Annotated in this window: 17 protein-coding genes; 2 read left to right on the forward strand and 15 right to left on the reverse strand. The window is 75.0% G+C overall.

What is annotated here, in order from left to right; genetic code table 11:
• Nucleotides 1–185: 185 nt before the first annotated feature.
• On the reverse strand, nt 186–3,491 hold the full coding sequence (locus KUM32_RS16750) for an FtsX-like permease family protein (RefSeq protein ID WP_217142743.1): 3,306 nt from the start codon (nt 3,489–3,491) through the stop codon (nt 186–188).
• Between the two features lie 330 nt (nt 3,492–3,821).
• Nucleotides 3,822–4,235, reverse strand: a complete 414-nt coding sequence (locus tag KUM32_RS16755) for a globin (protein ID WP_217142699.1) — start codon at nt 4,233–4,235, stop codon at nt 3,822–3,824.
• A gap of 76 nt (nt 4,236–4,311) precedes the next feature.
• On the opposite strand from KUM32_RS16755, the gene KUM32_RS16760 reads away from it, so the two are divergent.
• The gene (locus KUM32_RS16760) at nt 4,312–5,286 is read left to right on the forward strand and encodes a methyltransferase domain-containing protein (RefSeq protein WP_217142700.1); all 975 of its coding nucleotides are present in this window, start codon (nt 4,312–4,314) and stop codon (nt 5,284–5,286) included.
• Between the two features lie 28 nt (nt 5,287–5,314).
• Here the strand turns inward: KUM32_RS16760 and KUM32_RS16765 are convergent, their stop codons facing one another.
• The 11 genes from KUM32_RS16765 to KUM32_RS16815 all read right to left on the reverse strand — a co-directional run bounded on the left by KUM32_RS16765 (nt 5,315) and on the right by KUM32_RS16815 (nt 22,027).
• Nucleotides 5,315–7,162, reverse strand: coding sequence for an FHA domain-containing protein (locus tag KUM32_RS16765; RefSeq protein WP_217142701.1), 1,848 nt, complete (start codon nt 7,160–7,162; stop codon nt 5,315–5,317).
• Nucleotides 7,163–7,217: 55 nt separating this feature from the next.
• Nucleotides 7,218–8,564, reverse strand: a complete 1,347-nt coding sequence (locus KUM32_RS16770) for a VWA domain-containing protein (RefSeq protein WP_217142702.1) — start codon at nt 8,562–8,564, stop codon at nt 7,218–7,220.
• Between the two features lie 194 nt (nt 8,565–8,758).
• Nucleotides 8,759–10,141: a PP2C family serine/threonine-protein phosphatase gene (locus tag KUM32_RS16775; RefSeq protein ID WP_217142703.1), complete on the reverse strand. Its 1,383-nt coding sequence runs from the start codon at nt 10,139–10,141 to the stop codon at nt 8,759–8,761.
• A 3-nt stretch (nt 10,142–10,144) separates the two neighbouring features.
• Nucleotides 10,145–13,063, reverse strand: coding sequence for a serine/threonine-protein kinase (locus tag KUM32_RS16780; protein WP_217142704.1), 2,919 nt, complete (start codon nt 13,061–13,063; stop codon nt 10,145–10,147).
• A 23-nt stretch (nt 13,064–13,086) separates the two neighbouring features.
• Entirely contained in the window at nt 13,087–14,421 is a 1,335-nt protein-coding gene (locus KUM32_RS16785) for a hypothetical protein (protein WP_217142705.1), read from the reverse strand.
• Nucleotides 14,422–14,480: 59 nt separating this feature from the next.
• Entirely contained in the window at nt 14,481–15,527 is a 1,047-nt protein-coding gene (locus KUM32_RS16790; protein WP_217142706.1) for a glutamate ABC transporter substrate-binding protein, read from the reverse strand.
• A gap of 59 nt (nt 15,528–15,586) precedes the next feature.
• Nucleotides 15,587–17,050, reverse strand: a complete 1,464-nt coding sequence (locus KUM32_RS16795; RefSeq protein ID WP_217142707.1) for a hypothetical protein — start codon at nt 17,048–17,050, stop codon at nt 15,587–15,589.
• 217 nt (nt 17,051–17,267) lie between these two features.
• A complete protein-coding gene (locus KUM32_RS16800; RefSeq protein ID WP_217142708.1) occupies nt 17,268–18,239 on the reverse strand; it encodes a BadF/BadG/BcrA/BcrD ATPase family protein in 972 nt (323 codons plus the stop codon).
• A complete protein-coding gene (locus tag KUM32_RS16805) occupies nt 18,230–19,495 on the reverse strand; it encodes a 6-phospho-beta-glucosidase (RefSeq protein ID WP_217142709.1) in 1,266 nt (421 codons plus the stop codon). Before KUM32_RS16805 ends, KUM32_RS16800 begins: the two co-directional genes overlap by 10 nt.
• 50 nt (nt 19,496–19,545) lie before the next feature.
• Entirely contained in the window at nt 19,546–20,757 is a 1,212-nt protein-coding gene (locus KUM32_RS16810; RefSeq protein WP_217142710.1) for an ROK family transcriptional regulator, read from the reverse strand.
• Nucleotides 20,758–20,926: 169 nt separating this feature from the next.
• Nucleotides 20,927–22,027, reverse strand: a complete 1,101-nt coding sequence (locus KUM32_RS16815) for a mechanosensitive ion channel family protein (RefSeq protein WP_217142711.1) — start codon at nt 22,025–22,027, stop codon at nt 20,927–20,929.
• A 355-nt stretch (nt 22,028–22,382) separates the two neighbouring features.
• Between KUM32_RS16815 and KUM32_RS16820 the strand changes: the two genes are divergently transcribed.
• On the forward strand, nt 22,383–22,919 hold the full coding sequence (locus tag KUM32_RS16820; RefSeq protein ID WP_217142712.1) for an HNH endonuclease: 537 nt from the start codon (nt 22,383–22,385) through the stop codon (nt 22,917–22,919).
• A gap of 78 nt (nt 22,920–22,997) precedes the next feature.
• Here KUM32_RS16820 and KUM32_RS16825 read toward each other — a convergent pair whose 3' ends face one another.
• Both KUM32_RS16825 and KUM32_RS16830 read right to left on the reverse strand, forming a co-directional pair.
• Nucleotides 22,998–23,471, reverse strand: a complete 474-nt coding sequence (locus KUM32_RS16825) for a Uma2 family endonuclease (protein ID WP_308408670.1) — start codon at nt 23,469–23,471, stop codon at nt 22,998–23,000.
• A complete protein-coding gene (locus KUM32_RS16830) occupies nt 23,398–23,892 on the reverse strand; it encodes an ATP-binding protein (RefSeq protein WP_217142713.1) in 495 nt (164 codons plus the stop codon). Before KUM32_RS16830 ends, KUM32_RS16825 begins: the two co-directional genes overlap by 74 nt.
• Between the last annotated feature and the right edge of the window lie 15 nt (nt 23,893–23,907).

A 23,907-nucleotide genomic window follows, 5' to 3' on the forward strand; every position in this document is an offset into this window, starting at 1 on the left:
CCGTGCCTCACCTCCCTGTCCTGGGCCGGGTGGGGCCGCCGGGGCGGACGGGCGGGGGACGCGGTGCACCGGGGCCCGCTCTCCTCGTGTGGCGGGTGCCGCCGCCGGGGCGGTCGTGGAGTGGGTGGGGCAGGGGCGTGCCCGTGCGCCACTCCCGGTGGTCCCCGCGGCGGGGCGTTCGCGGCTCACCGCGCCTCACCTCCCTGTTCCCTCAGCGTCGCCGCCGGGTCCGCCCGGCGGAGCGTCAGGGCGGCCGTGACCAGCAGCGGTGTGAGGGCCACGGTGGCCAGGAGGACGGCGACCCGGGTGGCGGGCAGGTCGACGAGCACGTCGGGCACCGGGCGGGTGGCCTGGGGGGTCAGCACGATCAGGGGGATCACCGCGCGGGCCAGGACGGCACCCAGCGCCGTACCCACCACCAGGGCCATGGCCAGCAGGACGCCCTGCTCCACGGCGACCGTGCGGGCCAGCCGGCGGCGTGACGCACCCAGAGCGCGCAGGACGGCGAACTCGGCGCTCCGCTCCCGCAGCGAGCCCGTCGCGCTCACCGCGAACCCGACCGCCGCGAGCGCCGCCGCCACCCCGGCCGCCGCGGCGAACGCCGCCTCCGGGCCGGTGCCGAACGGGTCGTCGCGCAACTGTCCGGCCAGCTCGTCCCGCACCAGGACCTGCGCGGGTGCCACGTCGGGGAAGGCGCGCAGCGCCGCGGCGACGCCGGCCGTGTCGCCCGGCTTCGTGCGCAGCCACCACTCGGTGGGGGCGAGGCTCTGGCCGTGCTTCGCCTGGAGCACCCGGTTCACGGACCGCAGGTCGAGCAGCAGGGCCCCGCCGTCCTTCGCCTTCGCGTTCGCGGCGCCCGTCGCGCCCGCTTCCGTCGCCTCCGCCGCGCCGGTGGTCGGCAGGGCACGGACCGAGCGCACGATCCGCACCGGAAGGCTCCGGCCGGCCAGCGTGATGTCCACGCGCTGGCCGGTGCGGGCGCCCACGGAGTCGAGGAAGCGGTCGGTCGCCACCGCCGTGATCTGCGGCGGCGCGGGCTGTGCGACGTCCAGCCGCACGGTCACCGCGGGCGTCGTCCAGGACGTGCCGGTCGGGACGTACCCGGTGCCGTACTCGATCGACGGCGGCCCGGACGGCCGCATCCGGGGCTTGGTCGGGCTGGTGTCCGCGTTCGGCGACGAGACCTGCCCGTCGCCGCGCACCGAGGCCGTCCAGGAGCCGGGCAGCGGCAGTCGCCGCACGGTCCCGTCGGCCGCCGTGGCGGTCATCCGCTCCAGGGTGAGGCGGTGCCGCTCCGCGCGGGCGACCGGCTGGACCATGACCAGCTCCACGCCGGTCACGGTCAGCGGGCCGGCGAAGATCGCGAGGTCGAGGGTGTGGCGGCGGCCGTCGGCGGCCAGCTCCCCGGCCGGCAGCCGGAACGGGGTGCCGTAGCGGTCCTGCACCGTGACCGTCACGTCCGCCGTCGTGCCCGCGTCCGTGCTCCCACCCTGGTCCGTGGCCGCGTCGGTGCCGGAGCTGTGCAGGGTCGCCGTCACGCCCAGTCGCGCGGTGCCCCCGGGAACCCGCGTGCCGGCCGCCGTGCCCCCGGTGCCCAGCGGGGTCAGCAGCGAGCGCGCTGGCCGGGGCGACAGGTCGGGGCGCAGCAGCAGTGTGTCCTTCGCGTGCGCGGTGTCCAGCGCCAGCACCGTCGCCGTCCGGTCGCCGGACAGCGGCAGCGTCGCACGGGCCGCGGGGGCCACCTCCGCCACGCCCGGGACGGCCGCGTACGTCTCGGTGCGGCCCGGCTCCACGGAACCGGCGGCCAGCAACCGCACCGGCGCGCCGGCCCGGAAGTCCGCCTGGTCGTCCTGCGAGCGGTCCCAGGACGCGCCCTGGCCGACCGCCAGCATGCCCAGGGCGACCGCGAGCACCAGCAGCAGTACCGGCCCGGCCCCGCGCATCGGCCTGCGGCTGAGCTGCCAGCCCGCCAGCGCCCCGGTCAGTCCGCGCCCACCCGCCGCCCGGCGCTCGGCGAGCCGCGCCACCGGGGGGAGCAGCCGCAGCGTCAGCACCGTCCCGGCCAGCAGCGCCAGCGCGGGCGCCGCGACGAGCAGCGGGTCGATGCCGAGGGCGCCCGTGCTGTCGCCGGTCACCGCGCCCGAGGCCTGCCCGGACAACTGCCAGTACGCGACACCCGCCACCACCAGCAGCCCGACGTCCGCTCCCGCGCGCAGCGGGGCGGGCAGTGGCCGGGCGCGTCCCCCGGCGGCCCGTGACGCGGTCAGCGCGGGCAGCGTCACGGCCAGCGCACACCCCAGGGCCGCCACCCCCGCCACCAGCCACACCCCGCCGCCGCCCCACGACGGCACCTGGAGGCGCAGCCCGATCCGGTCCAGCGAGCCCTGCCCCGCCAGCAACCGGGTCAACGGCCCGGCGAGCAGCGGGGCGCAGACCAGCGCGGGTACGGCCAGCAGCAGCGCCTCCAGCGCGGCCAGCCCCGCGATGCGCGCCCGGGAGGCGCCGCGCGCCCGCAGCAGCCGCAGTTCGCCCGCGCGTTCGGCGCTCAGCAGCCGGGCCACCAGCAGCAGCGCACAGGCCGCGAGCAGGGCCAGCTGGAGCGCGACCACGAGCAGCGTGGAGCGCGAGACCAGCAGGGAGCGGTCGAGCCGGTCCAGGACCTCGGGCAGGGAGGTGCCCGCGGCGGTGGTGCCGCTGAGGACCGGGCGCCCGCGCAGCCAGGCCGTCCCGTCACGGGCCGCCCCGCGCAGCGCGTCCGTCCGGTCCGCCGTCACCGAGGAGAAGTCGGCCGTCGCCAGCCACCCGGACGGCCCCTCGCTCACCGTGCCGCCGGTCAGCACACCGGGGGCGGCGAGCAGGGGACCGTACGTCGTGAAACCGCCCTGCTTGACGCCGCGCCCGGCGAGGTCGTCCAGCCGCCAGTAGGGTGCCGTGGCCTCGGCGGGCCGGTACAGGCCCGTGACCTCGACGCGTACCGGCGGGCCGCCGAGCCGGTCGGCGAGGGTGAGGCGGGTGCCGGGCCGGACGTGGAGGCGTTCGGCGGCGGTCGTCGGCAGCGCGACCTCGACCGGCCCGTCGGCCTCGCGGGGCGCCCGCCCCTCGGTGACGCGGACCTGGCCCGGGTCCAGGGCGGCGAAGTACGTCAGGTCCGGGTCGCCGGAGCGCTCGCCACGCGGGCGCAGCGTGTCCGGCAGGCCGTACGGGCCGGACCGCACCATGGACCGGACGGCGACCGGCAGTCCGTCGAAGACCTCCCGGGCGCCTTGGCGCACGGTGCTGTCGGCGTCCTCGCGCCCGTCCTCCGGCACATCCGCCTTGACGATCAGCGCGGTGTCGGCGGCGTTGCGGGGGTCCCGCAGGGCGTGGCGCAGCGCCGCGTCGCCGATCGCGCCCGAGTAGGCGGTCAGGGTCGTCAGCACCGCCGTGGTGAGCAGCACCGTGAGCAGGGCGGCGGCGAGCAGCAGACGATGCGCCCGCGCGCGCAGCAGCATGAACCCCGCGAGCCCCCCGAACCCCGTCACCCGGCCCCCCGTCACCCGGTCCCTGCCCCGTCACCCGGTCCTGTTGTCCAGACCTTCGGGCGATGCTGTCAGAGGGGGTGGGACGGAAGTAAGCACCCGGGAACCGGACTTGACCGGATTGTGACCGGATTCCGGGGGTGGGTGACCGGAATACGCTCGTCACTGACCGCGGCGGGCCCGCGGGTCACTCCGGTCTCACGCCGACGCACGAGGCAGTCGCCTCGCCCGACTCGCGGGTCGCTTCCGTCCCGGTGAACTCGAGAGTCACCCGGGTCACGCCGGCCCCGGCGAACGCGTGGCTCAGCCCGCCGTGTTGATCATCGAGGCGGCCGCGTACGTCAGGTACTTCCACAGCGTCTGCTCGTGCTCCTCGGACAGCCCCAGCTCGTCGAGGGCGACCCGCATGTGCTTCAGCCAGGCGTCGTGCGCCGCCCGGTCGACGGCGAAGGGGGCGTGCCGCATCCGCAGCCGCGGATGGCCGCGGTTGTCGCTGTACGTCGTCGGACCGCCCCAGTACTGCATCAGGAAGAGCGCGAAACGCTCCTCGGCCGGGCCCAGGTCCTCCTCCGGGTACATCGGCCGCAGGATCGGGTCCTCGGCCACCCCCTGGTAGAAACGGTGGACGAGCCGGCGGAAGGTCTCCTCCCCGCCGACCTGCTCGTAGAAGGTCTGCTCCTGAAGCGTGCCGCGCCGAATCTCATTCACGTCGTCCATGGTCTCAGACGCGTGGACATAGGACTTGGGGCTTAGGACCCCGGCCCCCGCCCCGCCCGGCCCTTACTGTGGAGACATGGGCGGGCACCAGGACCTGGACGGCCTCGCCGTCTCCGCGCGGGCGGAGCTGGTGCGGGAGATCGAGCTGAGCGGCGCCTGGGCGGCCGACCCGGTGTGGCGGGAGGCCTTCGCGACGGTCCCGCGCCACCTCTTCGTGCCGTACTACTACGTCGGTGTCCTCGGCGGCTACGAACGCCGGTGGGGCGAGCACCCCGACCCGGCGGCCCGCGAGCGCTGGGTGCGCGGCGCCTACGCCGACGCCCCGCTGGCGACCCGGGTGCGCGACGGCGAACTGCTCTCCTCCAGCAGCCAGCCGTCGCTGATGGCGACGATGCTGGTGGAGCTGGGCGTGACGGACGGCGACCGGGTCCTGGAGATCGGCGCCGGCACCGGCTACAACGCCGCCCTGCTCGCCCACCGGCTCGGCGACGGCGACCTGGTCACCACCGTCGACCTGGACCCCGAGATCACCGAGTCGGCCCGCCGGCACCTGGCCGCCGCCGGATACCACCCGGCCGTCGTCACCGGCGACGGCGCGCGAGGCGTCCCCGAGCGCGCCCCCTACGACCGGATCCTCGCCACCTGCGAGCTGCCCTCGGTCCCGCGTGCCTGGCTCGCCCAGTGCCGCCCCGGCGGCCGGATCCTGATCCCGTTCGCCACCGGCCTGGTCGTCCTCGCCGTCCGCGACGCGGAGCACGCCGAGGGGCACTTCCTGCACACGCCCGCGTACTTCGTGCCGTTGCGCGGCGCGGAACGGCACGAGCCGGAGACGCCCGACCTCGGCGGAGTGCCGCGCCGGGCCCGGGGCGACGACCTGTTCCGCTTCCTGCTGACGCTGACCCGGGGGAACCTCGATCCGCAGGAGGCGTACGCGCTGTGGGAGCGCGAGGACGCCCCGGCCCGCGACCGCTACGGCATCACCGTGAGCGGCGAACGGGCCTGGGCGTGGCTGGACGACCCGGAGGGCCCGTACGCCTGGCCGCTCACCTGAACGGCCTGACGTGACGGGCCCGGCCCGGTCAGCCCCGGCGGATCGTGAGCGTCGTCCAGGCGCCGACGTGCACGCGGTCGCCGTCCTGGAGCGGCACCGGCACGAAGGGCTGGATCGGCTCCTCGCCGCCGTTGACCGTCGTGCCGTTCGTCGAGTTCTGGTCGACGACGGCCCAGTTGCCGTCCGGCTGCTGCACCAGGACCGCGTGCTGGTGCGAGACGCCCGGGTCCTCCGGCGGCACCGCCAGGTCGATGTCCGGGGTGTCGCCGGTGGAGTGCCTGCGACGGCCGATGGTGATCTGGTTGCCGGTGAGCGTGCGCTGCTGCTCGGGCGAGTACGCGGGCAGGTTCAGGCCCGCGGCCTCGGGGCCGGAGCGCTGCATCATCGCCATGAAGTACTCACGGTCCGGACCGATGGTCACCGTCCAGGTCGCCGGCTGCTGGGGCCGTTGCGGGAAACCCTGACCGGGCGGGGGCGGCGGGGCCTGGGTGGCGCCGGGCTGCGGGTAGCCGTAACCACCGCCCCGGGCCGGACCCGGGCCGTTCGGACCACCGGGACCACCGGGGCCGTTCGGGCCACCGGGACCACCGGGGCCACCAGGACCGTTCGGGCCACCGGGACCGCCTGAACCACCGGGACCGCCAGGGCCCGGCTGTCCGGTGGTCGACGGCGGGGAGAGCACCCAGTCGTCGTCACTGCCGCCGAAGGACGGGCCGCCCTGCTGCGGCCGGTTGGTCTCCTGCGGGAAGGCGGGCGGGGCCGGCGGACCGGACTGGTACGCCTGCGGGGCGCCCCCCGGCCCACCGGGGCCGGGCGGCGGCGGGACGGGCCCGGGCGGCGGCGGAACCGGCCGCGACGGGTCGGCACCGAAGCCGTGCGGGGCCGGGGGACCGGAGGGACCGTTCGGTCCCCCGGGGCCACCGGGGCCACCGGGGCCACCGGGGCCGCCGGGGCCGCCGGGACCGCCGGGACCGCCAGGTCGGTTCGGGCCACCGGGACCGCCAGGGCCACCGGGTCCGTTGGGGCCACCCGGGCCACCCGGGCCACCAGGACCGTTCAGTCCGCCCGGGCCGCCAGGGCCGCCGGGTCCGTTGGGGCCACCGGGGCGACCGCCAAAGCCACCAGGCCCACCAGGACCCCCAGGTCCACCAGGACCCGCAGGTCCAGCGGGCCCGCCCGGACCACCGGCGCCACCCGGGCGGCCGTCAAAGCCGCCGGGGCCGCCCGGGCCGCCGGGGCCGGGGTTGTAAGGGGCGGAGGGACCCTGCGGGCCACCCGGACCCCCGGGACCCGCCTGGCCCTCGGGACGGCCGGGACCGCCGCCCGGACGACCGGGACCGCCCTGGCCCCCGGGACCGTTGCCCTGGCCCCCGGGACCCGACGGGTCACCGCCGAAGGACGGCCCCGGCGGGATCGGTTCGGCGGGCCGGTTCATCTGCGACGGGCGGGAGCCCTGATAGTCGTACGAGTCACCGCCGCCGTACGACGGCCCCGTCGGCGCCTGCGGGAAGCGGGGCGCCGGACCGGGCGCCGGCGGGCGCGGAGCCGCCGGGGTGTACGAGGTGGCGGTGTTGGTGAGGAAGTTCCACCGGCACTCCTCGCAGAACGGCGCGCCGCCCTCACGTGGCGTGCGGCACTGCGGGCACAGCTGCGGCTCGGCGCCGGGGCCGCCGGGCCCGCCCGGACCGCCAGGCCCGCCGGGACCGCCAGGCCCGCCGGGACCCCCAGGCCCGCCCGGACCACCGGGCGGCGGGAAGCCGTAGCCACCGCCGGGCGGCGGCGGGGGAGGGGGAGGCACGGTACCGGCCATGCGGTGACCGCAGACCTCGCACCAGTCGTCGGAACCCGACTGGTGTCCGTTCGGGCAGGTCGGCATGTCGGAGCTTCCCCCTCTTGCGGAGCTTGTCGCTGTGTTGTCCTGCGTGACTTCTCTACTTCTTTACACGAACAGTCTTCGTCGACCGGGTCTCGAGAGTCATCTCGTCGGCCTCCTCGACCTTCGCTTTCAGTCGCACAGTACCTGCCGCCGCGTCCACCACGTCCACCACCTTCGCGAGCAGTTTCGCCGTATCCGCGTTTCCGGAGGCTCCGGCGAGCTGGACCGCCCGGCCCAGTTTGGCCGTTGCTCCGTCGATGTCTCCCGCTTTGCGCAGATCGAGACCTTGCTGGATGACCTGTGCCAGTTCCGCCTGCCCGGTGTAGTGGGCCACTTGGGGATTGATCGCCGTGGAGGCGGTCATGTCGTCCGTCCACAAGGCCCGTACGAGTCCCTGCGCGCCGAGGTTGCGGACGGTGCCGTCGGGCTCGGGAATGACCAGGGACACACGGGCGGCCAGCATCTCCTGGCCGACGTTCGCGGCCGGTACCTGCACGCAGACGTGGTAGTCGCGGGACTCGTCGCCCCAGGAACCGGTGGGGTAGTCCCCGGCGCGCGGCCCCGCCTCGGTGCGGCGGTCGGTCAGCTCCTCGACCGTGGGGGCGACCTGCTTGACGAACTTCACCGTGGTCCCGACCGGGGTCCACAGGCGCAGGGCGACGTCCGCGACCTCCTTGCCCATGGCCGCCTCCATCATCTGCGTGAAGTCGGCGGCGAGGCCCGCCGGGTCGGCGACGATGTCGGCGGTGCCGAGCAGGGCGGAGGCGATCCCTGTGACTTCTTTCACTTCCCAGTCGGTGCCCACCCCGCGGGCGTCACAGGTGAAGCGCCCGGCGCAGGCGTCGAGGGCGGCCTTGAGGTCCTCGGGCGCCTCGTGCTCGTTGCGGCCGTCGGTGAGCAGGATGCCGTGCCGGATGGCGACGTCCGCCGACGACAGCAGGCGGTCGGCCAGCCGGAGCCAGGTGCCGATGGCGGTGCCGCCGCCCGCGCTCAGCTTGCGCAGGGCCTGCTTGGCCTGTGCCCGGGTGGTGGCGTCGGCGACCGCGAGCCGCCCGACGCCCGGGTAGACCTCCTGGGCCACGTGGGTGCCGCCGACCACGGCGAAGTGCACACCGTCGCGCAGGGTGTCGATCGCGGCGGCCGTGGCGTCCCGGGCGTTGCGCATCTTGGTCGGCGGGTAGTCCATCGAGCCCGAGCAGTCGACCATGAGCGCCACCGCCGCGGACGGGCCCTGGCCCGGTGAGTACAGGTGGGGCGCGGCGACCGCGCTCCCGACCGTGCCGCCGCCGGTCGCGGTGACCGTCACGATGGCGTTGACCTCGACTCCGCCCTCGGGCAGGTACTCGTTCTGGTAGACGTCCACCGAGAACTGAGGCACGTTCGACTTCGAGAAGTTGGCCATGCCGGGTCGCATCCCCCTCTACGTCCCCACGATCGTGGGGTGATGGCTACGGGCGCGGACCGCCCCCTGCGGCCCGCGAGACCGCCCCGTGTGCGTGCCGAGCCGTGCCCGAGCCGTACTGAGCCGTGCTCGACCACGACGCCACGACACCACGACACCACGACGCCAAGACGCCAAGACGTCACGAAACGGCCTCAGGCCGATCCTGCCCCCTGCGACGGGGCGGGGAACGGCAGGAGCGCCACTGTTACGTTGTCGTGGCCCCCGCCGTCCAGGGCGTGGCCGACCAGGACGCGGGCGCTGTGCAGCGGGCGCGCGGCGGCGTCGAGGGGTACGGCCTCGGCCATCTCCTCCGCGGACTCCGCGTAGTTCCACAGGCCGTCCGTGCAGACCACGACCACGCCGGGGCGGTCCGGCTTGAACGACGCGGTGTGCGGCTCCAGTTCGTACGCGTCGGCGCCGAGCCAGCCGGTGATCGCGTGGGCGCGCTCGTCGGCGTACGCCTCGGCCTCGCTCATCAGACCGGCGGCGACCATCTGCGCGGCCCACGAGTCGTCCTCGGTGAGCCGGGCGGGCGGGGTGCTCCGGTCGACCGGCACCCAGTAGACACGGCTGTCGCCGACCCAGCCGACGACCAGCAGGCCCGCGGTCACCACGGCACCGACCAGGGTGCAGGCGGGGGCGTTCTGGTGCGGGGCCTGTTCGCGGGCCGTGGCGGGCTCCTCGGCCAGCGCGTTGACGGCGTGCGCGGCGGCGACGATGGCGTCGTGCATGGCCTGTTGCGGATGCGTGCCGCGCGGCAGTGCGGTCAGCAGCGACTCGCCGGCCGCCCGGGACGCGGCGAGCGAGGCGTCGTCGGGGCGCGTCGCGGAGGACACGCCGTCGCAGACGATCGCCATGGTCGCGGGCGCCCCGTCGGGCAGCGCGGTGCAGCCGACGGAGAACGCGTCCTCGTTGCGGTGGTGGCGCAGGCCGCGGTCGCTGACCGCGGCGACGGGGCCGGACTCCTGCTCCATGTGGTCGCGTTCACGGGGCTGGGCGTGGCCGCAGTTCTCGCAGTACCCGTCGCCGTCGACCCGGCCGGCGCGGCAGGCCACGCAGACCTTGTCGCCGGCGGCCGGCACGGACGCGGGCGCCGCGGGTGCGAACGGCTCGGCGGCCCGCCTCGGGTCGGGTGCCTGCAGCGGGTACTCGTCGGGCTCCTGTGGCCGGCCGGGGTGGTCGAACCGTACGCCCGGCGCGGATGACTCCGGTGACGCCGACGGTGCCGCGGGCGGTGGCGCCGACGGCAGCGGGGAGCCTCCCGAGTCGGTGCCGGGCAGCTCGGCCGCCGCGTGCACCGGGGCGGGGTGGCCGTGGCCGTCCGAGTCCCGGGCCACGGGCCAGTCCACGCCGTCCGGCGTCGACTCCCTCGCGGGCGCCGCGCCGTTGACGGCGATCGTCGGGCTGTCCACGGGCCGCGCGGGCACGGCGGACAGGTCGTATCCGCACGCACCGCAGAAACGGTCGCCCGACTCGAGAGGTTCCTCGCAGCTCGGGCACTTCGACACAGCGGCCTGCTGGGGCATCTGCGACATCAACTACACCCACGTCCGGGGGCGGTAACGATTGGCACGTTCCACCAGGTCGATCCTTTCCTCGCCGCCCTGCGCCAGCCGGGCCAGCGTGCGGTACGAACGCTCCAGCCCGAAGCGCAGACCGCGTTCGTCCAGGCCGCTGCCGAGCAGCGTCCGTCCCCCGGCGGCGGGTGGGACGGAACCCCGACCTCCGGAGAGTACCCAGTCCAGCGCGCAGCCGAGGACCTCGGCCGACAGCTGCTCGCGCCGCGCCGGATCCAGACCGTACACGTCCAATGCCTCGACCTGCCGCGCCGCGGCGACGAGATCGTCCAGGAACACCACGTCGCCCGCGGTCGCGGTGCGTTGCCGCAGCCGTGCCCGTACGGCCGCCACGCGCGCGCCGGTGTAGTGGATGGACGACTCCGGCACCGACTCCAGCGTCCGTACGGCACCGGTCCGGTCGCCGCCCGCGAGCTGGACCCGGGCCAGCCCGAAAGCGGCGCTCACATGGCTCGGGTCGGACGACCACACCAGGCGGTAGTACTCGGCGGCGTTGTCGAGCTGGCCCAGCACCTCCGCGCACAGGCCGAGCGCCAGCTTGGGCGCGATCTCGCCCGGGAAGGCGTCGTAGATCGCGTCGAAGGCCAGCGCGGCGTCCTCGTGGTCACCGGTCACCAGCGCGGCCAGCCCCCGGTACCAGACCACCCGCCAGTCGTCGGGGCGCTCACCCTCCAGCGTCTCCAGGGTCTCCAGCGCGCCGGGCGCGTCGCCGCTCTCCAGCCGGGCCCGGATCTGCCGCAGCCGGGTCTCGGTGGACGGCGCGGGCGCGGCGGCCAGCGCGGTCAGCAAGTCACCCGGTGCGGACGCCATGAGGCCCGCCAGGAAGCCCGCGTTGGGGTCGTCGGCGTCGACCCGGGGGACCGGCAGGGCCAGGGCGGCGGTGGGTGCGTCGGTCGGCCTGACCAGCCCGGGGAGCCCGCCGCCGAGCCCGCCGACCGCGCGCACGGCACCCGGCGACCTCACGCCGGCCACGCCACCACCCGCGCCCGGTCCGCCGTACGCTCCGGCACCCGTCCCCGGTCCGCCGGCCGGCGCGACACCCGCGCCCGTCCCGCCGGCCGGTCCAGCGCCGGCACCAGGACCGCCGTGCGCTCCGGCACCCGTGCCCGTTCCGTGGGAGGCGCCCACACCCGCGCCGGGCCCACCGGCGGACCGGCCGCCCGGGCCCGTCCCGCCGCCCGGTCCGGCGGCCGTGCCGATCCCGCCCCCCGGTCCCGCGGCCGTGGCCGTCCCGCCCGGGGCTCCCACGGCCGGCCCCGTCACGCCCGGCGACGACGCGGGACCCGCGCCCGCCCCGCCCGGCAGCGCGCCCGTCCCGCCCGGCGGAGCGCCCGCCGCGGGCCCGGCTCCGCGCCGCCGCCCACGGGGTGCCCGCGCGCCCAGCCACGACACCTCGCCGTCCAGCCGGGGGAACAGCTCCGTGTCCGTCACCCTCACCTCGGGCCCGAACAGCGTGGACACGGCCGGCCGGGCGCGGCCCGTCTGGACCGAGACCACCTCGCGCAGCACGCCCGTCAGCTGCTCCGCCATCTCCTGAGCGGAGGCGAACCGGCGCGCCGGATCGGGGTCGGTGGCCCGCACCAGCAGCCGGTAGAACGACTCGTACTGCCGGAAGACCTCGATGGTGTCCGGGTCCGGCAGGGAGTCGGCGTAGACGGTGGTGTAACCCTGGAAGTCGAACGTCAGCACGGCGAGGGTGCGGCCGACGGTGTACAGGTCGGACGCCACCGACGGGCCGACGTCGGCGACCTCGGGCGCCTGGTAGCCCACCGTGCCGTAGATGGCCGACTCTTCGTCGTCCATCCGGCGCACCGCGCCCATGTCGATCAGCTTGAGCTGGTCCTCGGTCTGGATGGCGTTGTCGACCTTGAAGTCGCAGTACAGCAGCTTGCGGCTGTGCAGGTGGCCGAGGGCCTCCAGTGCCTCGATGCCGTACGCGCAGGCCTGTTCGACCGGCAGCGGGTCACGTCTGCCCTCCGGGGAGCGCCGCCCGTTGGCGATCTCCTTCAGCGACTTGCCGCCGACGTACTCCATCACGATGTAGCCGTCGAGGGAGCCGGTGCGCTGATCGAGGTGTTCGACGAAGTTGTAGATCCGCACGATGTTGGCGTGCTCGATCTCGGCGAGGAAGCGCCGCTCGGAGATCGCCGCCGCCATCGCGTCCTGGTCGCCGGTGTCCAGCAGACCCTTGAGGACCACCCACCGGTCGGAGACCGCCCGGTCGACGGCGAGGTAGATCCAGCCGAGCCCGCCGTGCGCGAGGCAGCCCACCACCTCGTACTGGCCGTGCACGACGTCCCCGGCCTTCAGCTTGGGCACGAACGAGTACGGGTGGCCGCACTTGGTGCAGAAGCCCTCCGTGCGCCCCGGCCGCGCCCCGCGTGCGCGCCCCACCGGCGCCCCGCAGTCCGAGCGCGAGCAGAACCGCTTCCGCTCCGGCACCTCGGGGTTGTCCAGGACCATCGCGCGCGGGTCGGGCCGAGGGATCGCGGGGACCTCGACCAGGCCGGCGCCGAGCCGCCCGCGCCCGGAGGAACCGGCGGGGGAACCCGAGCTGCGCACCGACACCGAACGGCTCGTCGACCGGCCCGACACCGACCGCGACAGCCGCCCCGACACCGAGCGCCGGGACTTCGACGACTGCGACGACGTACCCGAGCCGCGGACGCCGGAGCGTGAACTCCCGCTGCCGGACGAACCGCGGGACCCGCGCGAGCCCCTGCCGCCACCGGTGATGCCGGTGGGCGTCGAGCCCACCATGCCGTTGGAGGCGACGACCGGCGCGAGACCGCACGTGTCGCAGTACAGCTCGCCGCCGCCCACGTCCTCGTAGGCCCCGCCGCAGCCGGGACGCTGACACGTCCGCTGTGCCTCGCTCATGAGCGCTGCCTCCCCCTCGTCACTCAAGCGCCGGGCCCCGTACGGTCCACCGGCCCGCCCTGCCCGGGCACGCGCGGGGCGGAGCCGAGCAGCTCGGCCGCCGCATGCTGGTAGCGCAGCACGGCCTGCTCGGCGACGCGCAGGTCACAGGGCGCGCTCCACAGCATCCGGCGTGCCTTCTCGTACTTCTCGACCAGCTCGGGGTCCTCGGCGAAACCGAGCCGCGCCACCTTCGCCTTGTACGCGTCCAGCCGGCCGCGCAGCTCGGCGCGGATGGCGAGCGGTGCGGTGACCGCCGTCAACGACTCGCGGGCGCGCTGCAGTTCGTCCTCCGCCTTCTCCTCCAGGGACTCCAGGAGCGGGGACAGACGGTGCCACTGGGCGTGCCTGCGGTACTCGGCGGCCGCCGCCAGTTGCTCCTGCAGCACGATCGGCGGCCCGCTGACGACCGGCACCTCCGTCGCGGCGATCTTCGCCAGCACCTCGCCGCGCGCCGTGCGGGCCTCGGCGAGCGTGCGGTCCGCGCGGGAGAGCACGTCCCGCAGCCGTACGATCCGCTGCTCGGCGTCCTGGCGGACGGCCAGTACGGCGTCGATCTCGCGGCGCACGTCCTCCAGCGCGCGCGCCTCCCGGTCGTACACCGTCGTGTCCGGCCGGCCACCGCCCGGCGCCGAGCTGCCCTCCGCGGGCCGCCAGAAGGCCAGCGGGTCGGACACGACCTGCTCGCGCAGCTTCGTCAGGGTGCGGGTGATGCGCTCCAGGTCGTCGCCGGCCGGGTGCTCGCCGGGACGGACGCCCACGGAGTGAGCGAGCTTGCGGGTGCGCTGGAGCTCGGCGGCGAGCAGATCGATCCGGGCGGGCAGCGCCGACCACACCGCGTCGGCGGCGACCACCATGTCGAGGGAGGTGGCGTACAGCTGGTTCATCCGCTCCACCAGCGTCGACAGCGAGTACCGTTCGCTGAGCCGGCCGGGGCCGCCGTGCAGGGTGGGCGCGCCCGCGGTGGCGGCGGCGCTGCCGGCCACGGTGACCGCCTCGCCGCTCAGCAGCTCCGTCAGCTCCACCAGGTCCTCGCGGCTGGACCAGCGGCGCCGGGAGCGGATCTCCCGCGCCGTGCGCAACGCACCCGTGTACGCGTCGAAGTAGGCCCACAGCAGCGTGATCGACGCCTCCGCGGCGGCCCAGCGCTCACTGGTCACGCCCGTGAGCTCGGCGCCTTCGAGGAGTCTGCGGCCCGCGTGGTCCTGGAGGGCGAGGAGCGAGGTCTCGATCGCCTCGTGCTCCGCGCCGAGCCGCGCCAGCGCACGGTCCACCTCGTCCCGGTCCATCACCGGCCCGGTGGATGCCGTGTCGCCCATCGATCACCTTTCGCTGTCACAAACTCGTGCGTGCTCTTCTTCCGCGGTGCGGCGGTCGTTCAGCTCTCGCGCAGGTACTGCGGTTTCGGCGGCGCGAACTTCGTCCAGTCGCTGCCCATGGTCGGCGACAGCCACTCCTGGTACGAGCGCTGCCAGCCGTCGGTCTCGTCCGCGCGCCATTCCACGAGGATCTGGTTGACCCGGCGTACCAGATCGTCGGCGTCCTTCTTCATCGCCACGCCGTAGTACTCGGTGGTGAAGTCTTCGCCCTTCAGCTTGACCGTGGGGTCCTGCGCGGCCTGGCTCGCGGCGAGCGCGCCGTCGGTGACCACCGCGTCGACCTCGCCCAGCTGGAGCCGGACCAGGCAGTCCAGTTGGTTGGGCACGGTGGTGCTGAGATCGGCGTCGGCGGCCAGCCTGCCGTCCTTCTGGTCCTGCCGCAGGGTGCTGAGCGCCGTCGAACTCGCCGCCGTGCAGATCCGCTTGCCGGCCAGGGTGTCGTTGTAGCCGGTGATCGACGAGGACGCGGGCGCCAGCACCTGCTGGCCGGTCCTGAAGTACGGGGCGGAGAAGGCGACCTTGTCGAGGCGGTCGCAGGTGATGGTCATGGTGCGGACCACCATGTCGACCCGGTTCTCCTTGACCGCGTCCTCGCGCTGGTTGGTGGGGATCGCCTTGAACTGCACGGCGTTCTTGTTGCCGAGGATGTCCTCGGCGATGCGGCGCACGAGGTCGATGTCGAAGCCCTCCAGCTTCGCGTCACCGGCCTTGTTCGGGTCGCGGTAGCCCCAGCGGTAGCTGTTCTGGTCGACGCCGACGATCAGCTTGCGCTTCTCGCCCTCACGGTTCTGGATCTCCCGGATGGTGGGGCCGTCGGCGGCGTCCGGGGACAGGGTCTGATTCTCCGGGGCCGTGCACTCCTGCGCGGCCCGCGCCTGGCTGCCCCGGGCGACGCCGTGGCCGCCGCTGTCCGCGCCACCGCCCTCGCCGTGCGAGCGGACCATCGGCAGGAGCAGGGCGAACAGCACCGCGAGGGTGCAGGCGAACGCCATCGCTCCCACACCGCCCCAGCCCCTCAGACCGGTTCGAAACCGTTGTGCACGCATCCTCACGCCCCCTTTCACGGGTTCCCCTTCCCACCGGGCCACCGGGTCCTCACCCCGTCTCACCGGTACTCCGACAGCCTGCGGCCGATGCCCAGCAGCGCGACGGCCGCGCCCAGCACCGCCAGGGCACCGCCGCCCTCGGGCAGGTACCTCATCGCGCCGAGACCGTCGGCCGCCGCCTTCTTGAACTCATCCCTCTCGTGGGCGAGCGCGGTGGCGAGTGCGTCGTCGACGTCGTCGAAGTACTCGACCGTGGCACCCTCGCCGCCGATGACCAGGTCCAGTGCCTGCTGGTAGTTGCCGTTGTCGTCCTGCTCACGGGCCGACGTGTGACGATCGTCCCACTCCGCCATGTCGCCGTTCGCCGCGCGGACGGGCTGCCTGCCCGCCTCGTCGTCCGCGAGCCGTTCCGCCTCGGCCAGGCTTTTGCCGAGCGTGTCCATGTTCGTGTCGAAGGCCACGTCGTAGGCGTCGTGCTTCTCCCCGCGCACCTCCATGGTCTCCGCGCCGCGCGCCACCAGCGTGAGGGTCTCGTTGCCCCGGGCCTTGAGGGAGGCGATGCGGGCATCGGTCAGGGCGTTCAGGGAGCGCACGCCGTGCTCGTAGGAGTCGGTCAGGTTCGACCGGGCGACGCCGTGGCCGACGACCAGCCAGAGCAGGACGATCGTGGTGGCGGTCGTGGCGGCGACCAGGCCCTGGTTCAGGACGCGGTTGGTGCGCCGGTAGTCGCGGTACTGGGCCCAGCCCAGTGTGGCGAGCGCGAGGACACCGAGGCCCATCGCCGCCCAGGGGTAGGGCTTGGCGTCGCCGTAGTCGGCGCTCAGCCGCTGGTTCTCCTTCTCGTAGAGGTCCTCCGCGGCCGGGAGCATCTCCTTCTGCATCTTCTCGTTGGCGTAGCGCAGATAGGCGCCGCCGACCGGGTAGCCCTGCCGGTTGTAGGTGCGGGCGCGCTCGACCAGCCCCTTGTACTGGGGCAGCAGGCGGTTGAGCTTGGTGATGGTCGCCGTGGCGGAGGAGCCGGCGTCGGAGTCGGCGGCGGCCTTCACGAGTCCCTCGGCGGCGGTACGGATGCCCTGGTCGTACTGGTCGCGGGAGTCCTGCGTCTCCTGGCCGCCGGCGAGGTAGCCGCTGGAGGCCGCGGTGTTGGCCTCGGCGAGGGAGCGGTAGATCTCGGCCGCGGCGGAGCTGAGCGGCTGGCTGCGGTGCAGCACGTCGTCGGCCGCGGTGGAGCGCTGGTTCATCTGCCAGGCGGTGACGGCGCCGAAGGCGATGACGAGCGCGGCGAGCAGTGCGCCGATGAGGCGCAGCCGCCCGGGCTCGGTGACCGCCGACGCCCGCAGCCGGTCCACGCCCTCGGCGAAGGCGGTGCGGCGGGGCGCCGCGGGCGGGGGCGGGGATCCGTCGGGAGCGCCGCCGCCCGACCGCGGCCCGGGAACCTGCCGGGACCCCGGCGGTGCGGCGGGCGGTGCGGGCACGCCCGCACCCGGCGGCGGCGCCGCGCTGCCCTTCGGCGGCTGAGTCACTGCCGACCTCCCCCATGGTCATCCGTCGCCGCAAGTATCCCTGCCCGCAACGGCATTCGCACCGGCCTTCACCCGATCTTGTTGCGACCCAGGTGTAACGCACCACCCCTGCCCATGAATACGCCACCGGAACCGGTCCGGTTCCCTCACCCGGCTTCGCCCGGCGCCCGCCCCGTGTGGTCTCACCCGGCTTCGCCCGGCGCTGCCCCGTGTGGTCTCACCCGGCGAAGTACGCCCGCGCCCGGTCCCGGGCCCCCTCGGGCGCTCCCGTCCGGTCCAGCCCCAGCAGCACCGCGCCCAGTACCGGCCGCGCGGTCACGACCTGCGGTACGGCCCTGGGGGCGCGGGCCGCCAGCAGCTCCCGTACCCGGGTGTCGAGTCGCGGGTGCCGTGCGGCCAGGACGCTGCCGCCCAGCAGGACCGGCGTCTCCTCGGCCAGCAGGTCCAGCCGGGTCAGCGCGACCGTGGCCATGGCCACCACCTCGTCGGCCTGCCGGTCGACGATCGAGCGCGCCGGCGGGTCGCCGTCCTCGGCCGTGGCGAACAGCACGGGGGTCATCTCGTGGCGCCGGGCGGGCTCGATGTGCCGCAGGTGCAGGGCCTCGACGAGGGCGTGCACCGAGCCGAGCCCGAAGTGGGCCGGCAGGGTGCGGGCGAGTTCCGTGGGCTCCCCGCGCCCGTCCTCCGCCCGGGCCGCGTGCCACAGCGCCTCCTCGGCCAGCCCCCAGCCGCCGCCCCAGTCACCGGAGAGGCGTCCGAGGGCGGGGAAGCGGGCGGTGCGGCCGTCGGGACGCATGCCCACGCAGTTGATCCCGGCCCCGCAGACGACGGCGACCCCGCGCGGCTCGGACACACCCGCCCGCAGGATCGCGAACGTGTCGTTGCGCACCTCCACACTGCCGCCCCACGCACGCGCGTGCAGCGCGGCGGCCAGCTGTTCCTCCTCCACGGGCAGGTCGGCGTTGGCCAGGCACGCCGAGACGTGGTCGACGGAGGTGACACCGGCCGCCGCGAAGGCCCGCGCCACCGTGTCGGCGAGGGCGTCCACCGCCCGCTCGACACCGACCGCGGGCGGACGGAATCCACCGCCGCGGGCGGTGGCGAGGACCTCCCCGCCGGCCGTCACGACCGCCACGTCGGTCTTGCTGTTCCCCGCGTCGACGGCGAGGACGTGTGCGGTCAGGCCCACGCCAGGTGCTCCCGGTTGTGTGCGAGCAGCCGGTCGGTGAGCTGCTCGGCGTACGCGTACTGGCCGACCAGGGGGTGGGCGAGCAGGGCGCGGAACACCCGGTCCCGGCCGCCGCGCAGGGCCGCGTCCAGGGCCAGGTCCTCGTACGCGGTCACGCTCGCCATCAGCCCCGCGTACAGCGGGTCCACGGCCGGTACGGGCAGGGGAGCCGCGCCCTCGCCGTCCACCGCCGCCGGTACCTCGATCACCGCGTCGTCGGGGAGGAAGGGGAGCGTGCCCCGGTTGAAGGTGTTCACCACCTGGTACGGGGAGCCCGCGCCGCCGAGCAGGGCGGCGGCCAGGTCGACGGCCGCCTCCGAGTAGTAGGCGCCGCCCCGCTTCGCCAGCAGGGCGGGCTTCTCGTCCAGGGCCGGATCGCCGTACATCCCGAGCAGCCGCCGCTCCATCTCCGCCACCTCGGCGGCCCGGGAGGGCTTGGTGCGCAGTTCGTCCACGACCTGGTCGTGGGCGTAGTAGTAGCGCAGGTAGTAGGAGGGGACGACACCGAGGCGGTCCAGCAGGGGCCGGGGCAGGCGGAGGTCGGCGGCGACGGCGTCCCCGTGCTCGGCCAGCAGCCGGGGCAGGACGTCCTCGCCCCGGGGGCCGCCGAGGCGGACGCCGGTCTCCCAGGTGAGGTGGTTGAGGCCCACGTGGTCCAGGTGGACGTCGGCGGGTGCCACCCCCAGCAGCGCGGCGAACTTGCGCTGCAACCCGATCGCCACGTTGCACAGACCGACCGCCCGGTGCCCGGCCCGGAGCAGGGCGCGGGTCACGATGCCCACCGGGTTGGTGAAGTCGATGATCCACGCGTCCGGGTTGGCCCGGCGGACCCGCTCGGCGATGTCCAGCACCACCGGCACCGTGCGCAGCGCCTTGGCCAGGCCGCCCGCGCCGGTCGTCTCCTGGCCGACGCAGCCGCACTCCAGCGGCCAGGTCTCGTCCTGCTCGCGGGCCGCCTGCCCGCCGACGCGCAGCTGGAGCAGGACCGCGTCGGCGCCGTCGACGGCCGCCTCCAGGCCGGAGGTGGTGACGACGCGGCCGTCGTGCCCCTGCCTGGCGAAGATGCGGCGGGCCAGCCCGCCCACCAGCTCCAGCCGGTCCGCCGCCGGGTCGACGAGGACCAGTTCCTCGACCGGCAGGGTGTCCCGCAACCGGGCGAAGCCGTCCACGAGTTCGGGTGTGTAGGTCGAACCGCCGCCGACCACGGTGAGTTTCATGTCGTCATCAACCCTTTGCTGGACAGGGGGTGCTTGCGGGGCGGGCGGGGTCAGCGCGAGGTGTCGAAGACCTCGTCGCGGGTGGTCGCGAGCGCGCTCTCCAGCGCGCCGCGCAGGACGGGGTGCTCGGTCACGTCACCGACGACGAGCCGGGGACGGGAGGCGGCCAGTTCCTCCAGCTCGTCCTGGACCAGGGCGCGCAGCGCCTCTCCGCCGGCGGTGAGCGAGGTGCCGCTCAGGACCACCAGCTCGGGGTCGAGCACGGAGACGAGGGAGGCGAGGCCGGTGGCCAGGCGGGTGGCGTAGGCCTGGAGCAGCCGGCGGTGCGGGGCGTCGTCGGCCCGCGCCGCGCGGGCGAGGAGGGCGGCGGCGGCCTGCGGGTACGGCCCCGGGGGCACGGCGGGGACGCCCAGCTCCCGGGCCAGTCCCGCCAGGGCCTGGGAACCGGCGAGTTCCTGGAAGCCGCCGCTGCCCGTGCGGCTGACCTCGCGGACCAGCGGGGCGCCCGGCACGGGCAGGAACCCGACCTCACCGGCGCCGCCGGTCCAGCCGCGGTGCAGCCGGCCGCCGAGGACCAGGGCGGCACCCAGGCCCTCCTGGTTCCACAGCAGCACGAAGTCCCCGTGGCCCCGGGCCGCGCCCAGGCGCTGCTCGGCCACGGCGACGAGGTTCACGTCGTTCTCGTACCCGACCGGCATCGGCAGGGCGGCGGCGAGCTCGTCGAGCAGGGTGGGGGAGTGCCAGCCGGGCAGGTGGGAGGCGTAGCGCAGGCGCCCGGTGCCCGGATCGAAGGCGCCCGGGGTGCCGATGACGAGGCGGTGGACGTCGCCCGGGGCGAGTCCGGCCGCCTTCACCGCGCCGTCGAGGGCGTCGGTGACCTGCCGGACGACGGGGGCGGCGGGGCGCCGGACCGGCGTGGGCAGTTCGTGCCGGCCGACCGTGCGCCCGGTGACGTCGGCGACCGCGGCGACGACGCGGTCCCGGGTGACGTCCAGCCCCGCGGCGTACGCGGCGGCAGGGTTCACCTCGTACAGCCGGGCGCCCGGGCCCGGGCGGCCCTCCGTGGTGCCGCCGGCCAGCACCAGCCCGGCCGCCTCCAGACGGGCCAGCAGCTGGGAGGCGGTCGGCTTCGACAGGCCGGTGAGCTCGCCGATCCGGGAGCGGGACAGCGGCCCGTGCTCCAGGAGCAGGTCCAGGGCGGCCCGGTCGTTCATGGCGCGCAGGACGCGCGGGGTGCCGGGTGTACCGGCGGTTCCTGGCATGCGTGTCCCCGGTGGCGATGATGGTAAGGAAAGTTTCCTGTCGGGCTTGGCCGAGAAACGTAGGCCCCCGGGGGACGGGCGTCAAGACAACGCCCCCGAGGTGACGACTCGCGTCACCTCGGGGGCGGGTGCGGTGTGGGGCGGCGGGGCGGGGTGCCGGTGCCGGCCGCTACTTCGTGGTGCTCGGCGGCGTGATGGGGGACGCCGCGGCGGACTGCGGCGACGCGGTGCTCGCGTACGCCGACGGGGGTGCGACGCCCGCGGCCGGGTCGGGGGCCGGAGCGTCGTCCACCGGGACCGTGGCACCGCCGACGATCGGGATGTCGGCCGCGTCGAAGGCGCGCTTGATGCGCCAGCGCAGCTCGCGTTCGACGGTGAGGGACTTGCCGGGCATGGTCTTCGCGGAGACCCGCACCACCATGGAGTCGAGCAGTACGGAGTCCAGGCCGAGCACCTCGATCGGGCCCCAGAGCATCTCGTTCCAGGGCTCCTCCTTGCTCATCCGCTCGGCGACCGCGTCGATGGTCTCCCGCACCTTGGCCAGGTCCTCGTCGGAGCGGACGGTCACGTCCACGCCGGCCGTCGACCAGCCCTGGGAGAGGTTGCCGATCCGCTTGACCTCGCCGTTGCGGACGTACCAGATCTCACCGTTGTCGCCCCGCAGCTTGGTCACCCGCAGCCCGACCTCGATGACCTCGCCGGTGGCCACCCCCGCGTCGATGGTGTCGCCGACGCCGTACTGGTCCTCCAGGATCATGAAGACGCCGGAGAGGAAGTCGGTGACCAGGTTGCGGGCGCCGAAGCCGATCGCCACGCCCGCGACACCGGCGGACGCCAGCAGCGGGGCCAGGTTGATCTGGAAGGTGCCGAGGACCATCAGGGCCGCGGTGCCCAGGATGAGGAAGCTGGCCATCGAACGCAGGACCGAGCCGATGGCCTGGGAGCGCTGGCGGCGCCGTTCGGCGTTGACCAGCAGCCCGCCCAGCGCGGTGCCGTCGACCGCCCCGACCGTGCGGTTCATGCGGTCTATGAGCTTGGTGATCGCCCGCCGCACCACCGCTCTGAGCACGGCCGCTATCACCACGATGAGCAGCACCCGCAGCCCGATGGCGAGCCACGTCGACCAGTTCTCCTCGACCCAGCCGGCGGCGTTCGTCGCGCTCTCCTGGGCATCCTGCAGCGTGGGCACCGCCGGGGTGGTCGTCGACTCCGACGGGGACGGGGACGGCGACGGACCGGCGGCCCGTAGGACGGCGGCGGACAGGGACACGGCGGATACCTCCAGATACGGCGGCCCGTCCCGGCGCGGACGGTCCCGGCGCGGACGGTCCCGGCGGGACCGGGACGGGGTCCGTGGTCCGGTCCGAGGTCACGGAAACGTCACCGGAACGGGCAGAACCACCACACTAACGGGGCACCGAGGAGGGAACGGCGCGAAGTGCGCGAGAGAGAGGGGGCTCACCCGCGCTTGAACTGGTCACGGTCATGGGGATGCATCCCGTGTGGTCGAAAACACTCCCAGCCCGTTACCGGCACATGGTGGCGCTTCCACCAGGCATGAGGGGAGACTGACTACGGATCGTCCCGGCGCGAGCCACGCGCCGCCGGCGTACAAGGAGGCATCCGTGCCGCATGTCCTGGTTCTCAACGCGTCGTACGAGCCACTCGGCGTCGTACCGCTCCGCCGCGCGCTCGTCCTCGTCCTCGAGAACAAGGCCGTATGCCTTGAGGAGTCCGGCGCCCATCTGCACAGCGCGACCATCACCGTGCCCGCACCCAGCGTGGTCCGGCTCAAGCGATTCGTGCGGGTTCCCTACCGGGGGCCCGTCCCGCTCACCCGCCGGGCGCTCTTCGCCCGTGACGGAGGCCGGTGCATGTACTGCGGTGGCGTCGCCACCAGCGTCGACCACGTCATCCCGCGCAGCCGCGGGGGCCTGCACGTGTGGGACAACGTGGTGGCGTCCTGCCGCCGCTGCAACCACGTCAAGGCCGACCGGCACCTGGTCGAGCTGGGCTGGCGCCTGCGCCACAAACCCGCCCCGCCCACCGGTCTGGCCTGGCGCATCATCGGCACGGGCCACCGGGACCCGCGCTGGTTGCCGTACTTGCAGCCGTACGGCGCGGACGACGCCATGGCCCGGATCGACGGCATTTCCGCCTGACGGTCCGGGCCTTCGCGTGCGGGCGCCGCGGGGGCCCGTCGGATGGCGTGAACACTCCGGGCCGAAGTGTTCACGCCTTCACGGAGGGGTGTTCAGGGTGATCCCCACCGGCTCGGGCAGGACGACCTCCTTGCCGAAGGGCAGCGTCCGCACGGTCTCGTACCGTCCGCCGTCCGGCCGGCTGTGCACCCTGACCTCGCAGGTGTCCCGGTCGATCAGCAGGGGGACCGGGACACCGGTCTCGGCGTACGCACGGGGCTTGTCGTACGACGTGACCTCGACGACCGTGGGGACGGGGGCGGCGTCGGCCCGTTCGCCCGCGCCGGCGAAGGCATGGCTGGGGGTGGGGGAGCCGTCGGGTCGGGCCCGGCCTCCGCGGTAGGTCGTCGACGACGAGGCCCTGGTGGGAGTCGAACCACAGCTCCGGGCGCCGCTGCATGCGGACGCGGGTGGGCCCGGGGCCTGTCGGCGGTCACGCTCACGGGGCTCCTCCGGGTCTGCGGGGGTCCGCGTGGCCAGCGTAGGGGAGAACGGCCTGGCGGGCGGGGACATCCCATTCGGCGTACACGGTCTTGCCGACGGTCCGCGGCTCCCAGCCCCACCGCGCGGCCAGCGCCCCGACCAGCACCAGTCCCCGCCCGAACTGCTCGGCCGCGTCCCCGGCGGCGCGCGGGCTCGGCAACCGCTCACCGCGCGGGTCGGTCACCTCCACGCGCAGGACGCGCTGACCGAGGCTGACGCGTACGCGGATGAGCCGGCCCCGGAGGCTGCCGTGCAGCAGGGCGTTGGTCATCAGCTCCGACACGACGAGGGCGACGTCCCCGGCGACGCCCGGCTGCCCCCATTCGGTGACGAGCCGCGCGGCTCGGCGCCGGGCGAGGGGGACGCTGCGCTGGGTGGGGGTGTAGTCGAGGCGGTCCTCGTGGAGGGGCGGTCCGGTCTCGGTGTCCAGGCAGGGTTCCGGTTCGGTCATGGAGGGTCCGTCTCC

The organism is Streptomyces sp. AC627_RSS907 (assembly GCF_019049165.1).

Coding starts and splice junctions, on each gene's coding strand:
- KUM32_RS16750 (WP_217142743.1), bottom strand. CDS start 3,491: ATGCTGCTGCGCGCGCGGGCGCATCGTCTGCTGCTCGCCGCCGCCCTG.
- KUM32_RS16755 (WP_217142699.1), bottom strand. CDS start 4,235: ATGGACGACGTGAATGAGATTCGGCGCGGCACGCTTCAGGAGCAGACC.
- KUM32_RS16760 (WP_217142700.1), top strand. CDS start 4,312: ATGGGCGGGCACCAGGACCTGGACGGCCTCGCCGTCTCCGCGCGGGCG.
- KUM32_RS16765 (WP_217142701.1), bottom strand. CDS start 7,162: ATGCCGACCTGCCCGAACGGACACCAGTCGGGTTCCGACGACTGGTGC.
- KUM32_RS16770 (WP_217142702.1), bottom strand. CDS start 8,564: ATGGCCAACTTCTCGAAGTCGAACGTGCCTCAGTTCTCGGTGGACGTC.
- KUM32_RS16775 (WP_217142703.1), bottom strand. CDS start 10,141: ATGTCGCAGATGCCCCAGCAGGCCGCTGTGTCGAAGTGCCCGAGCTGC.
- KUM32_RS16780 (WP_217142704.1), bottom strand. CDS start 13,063: ATGAGCGAGGCACAGCGGACGTGTCAGCGTCCCGGCTGCGGCGGGGCC.
- KUM32_RS16785 (WP_217142705.1), bottom strand. CDS start 14,421: ATGGGCGACACGGCATCCACCGGGCCGGTGATGGACCGGGACGAGGTG.
- KUM32_RS16790 (WP_217142706.1), bottom strand. CDS start 15,527: ATGCGTGCACAACGGTTTCGAACCGGTCTGAGGGGCTGGGGCGGTGTG.
- KUM32_RS16805 (WP_217142709.1), bottom strand. CDS start 19,495: ATGAAACTCACCGTGGTCGGCGGCGGTTCGACCTACACACCCGAACTC.
- KUM32_RS16810 (WP_217142710.1), bottom strand. CDS start 20,757: ATGCCAGGAACCGCCGGTACACCCGGCACCCCGCGCGTCCTGCGCGCC.
- KUM32_RS16825 (WP_308408670.1), bottom strand. CDS start 23,471: ATGTCCCCGCCCGCCAGGCCGTTCTCCCCTACGCTGGCCACGCGGACC.
- KUM32_RS16830 (WP_217142713.1), bottom strand. CDS start 23,892: ATGACCGAACCGGAACCCTGCCTGGACACCGAGACCGGACCGCCCCTC.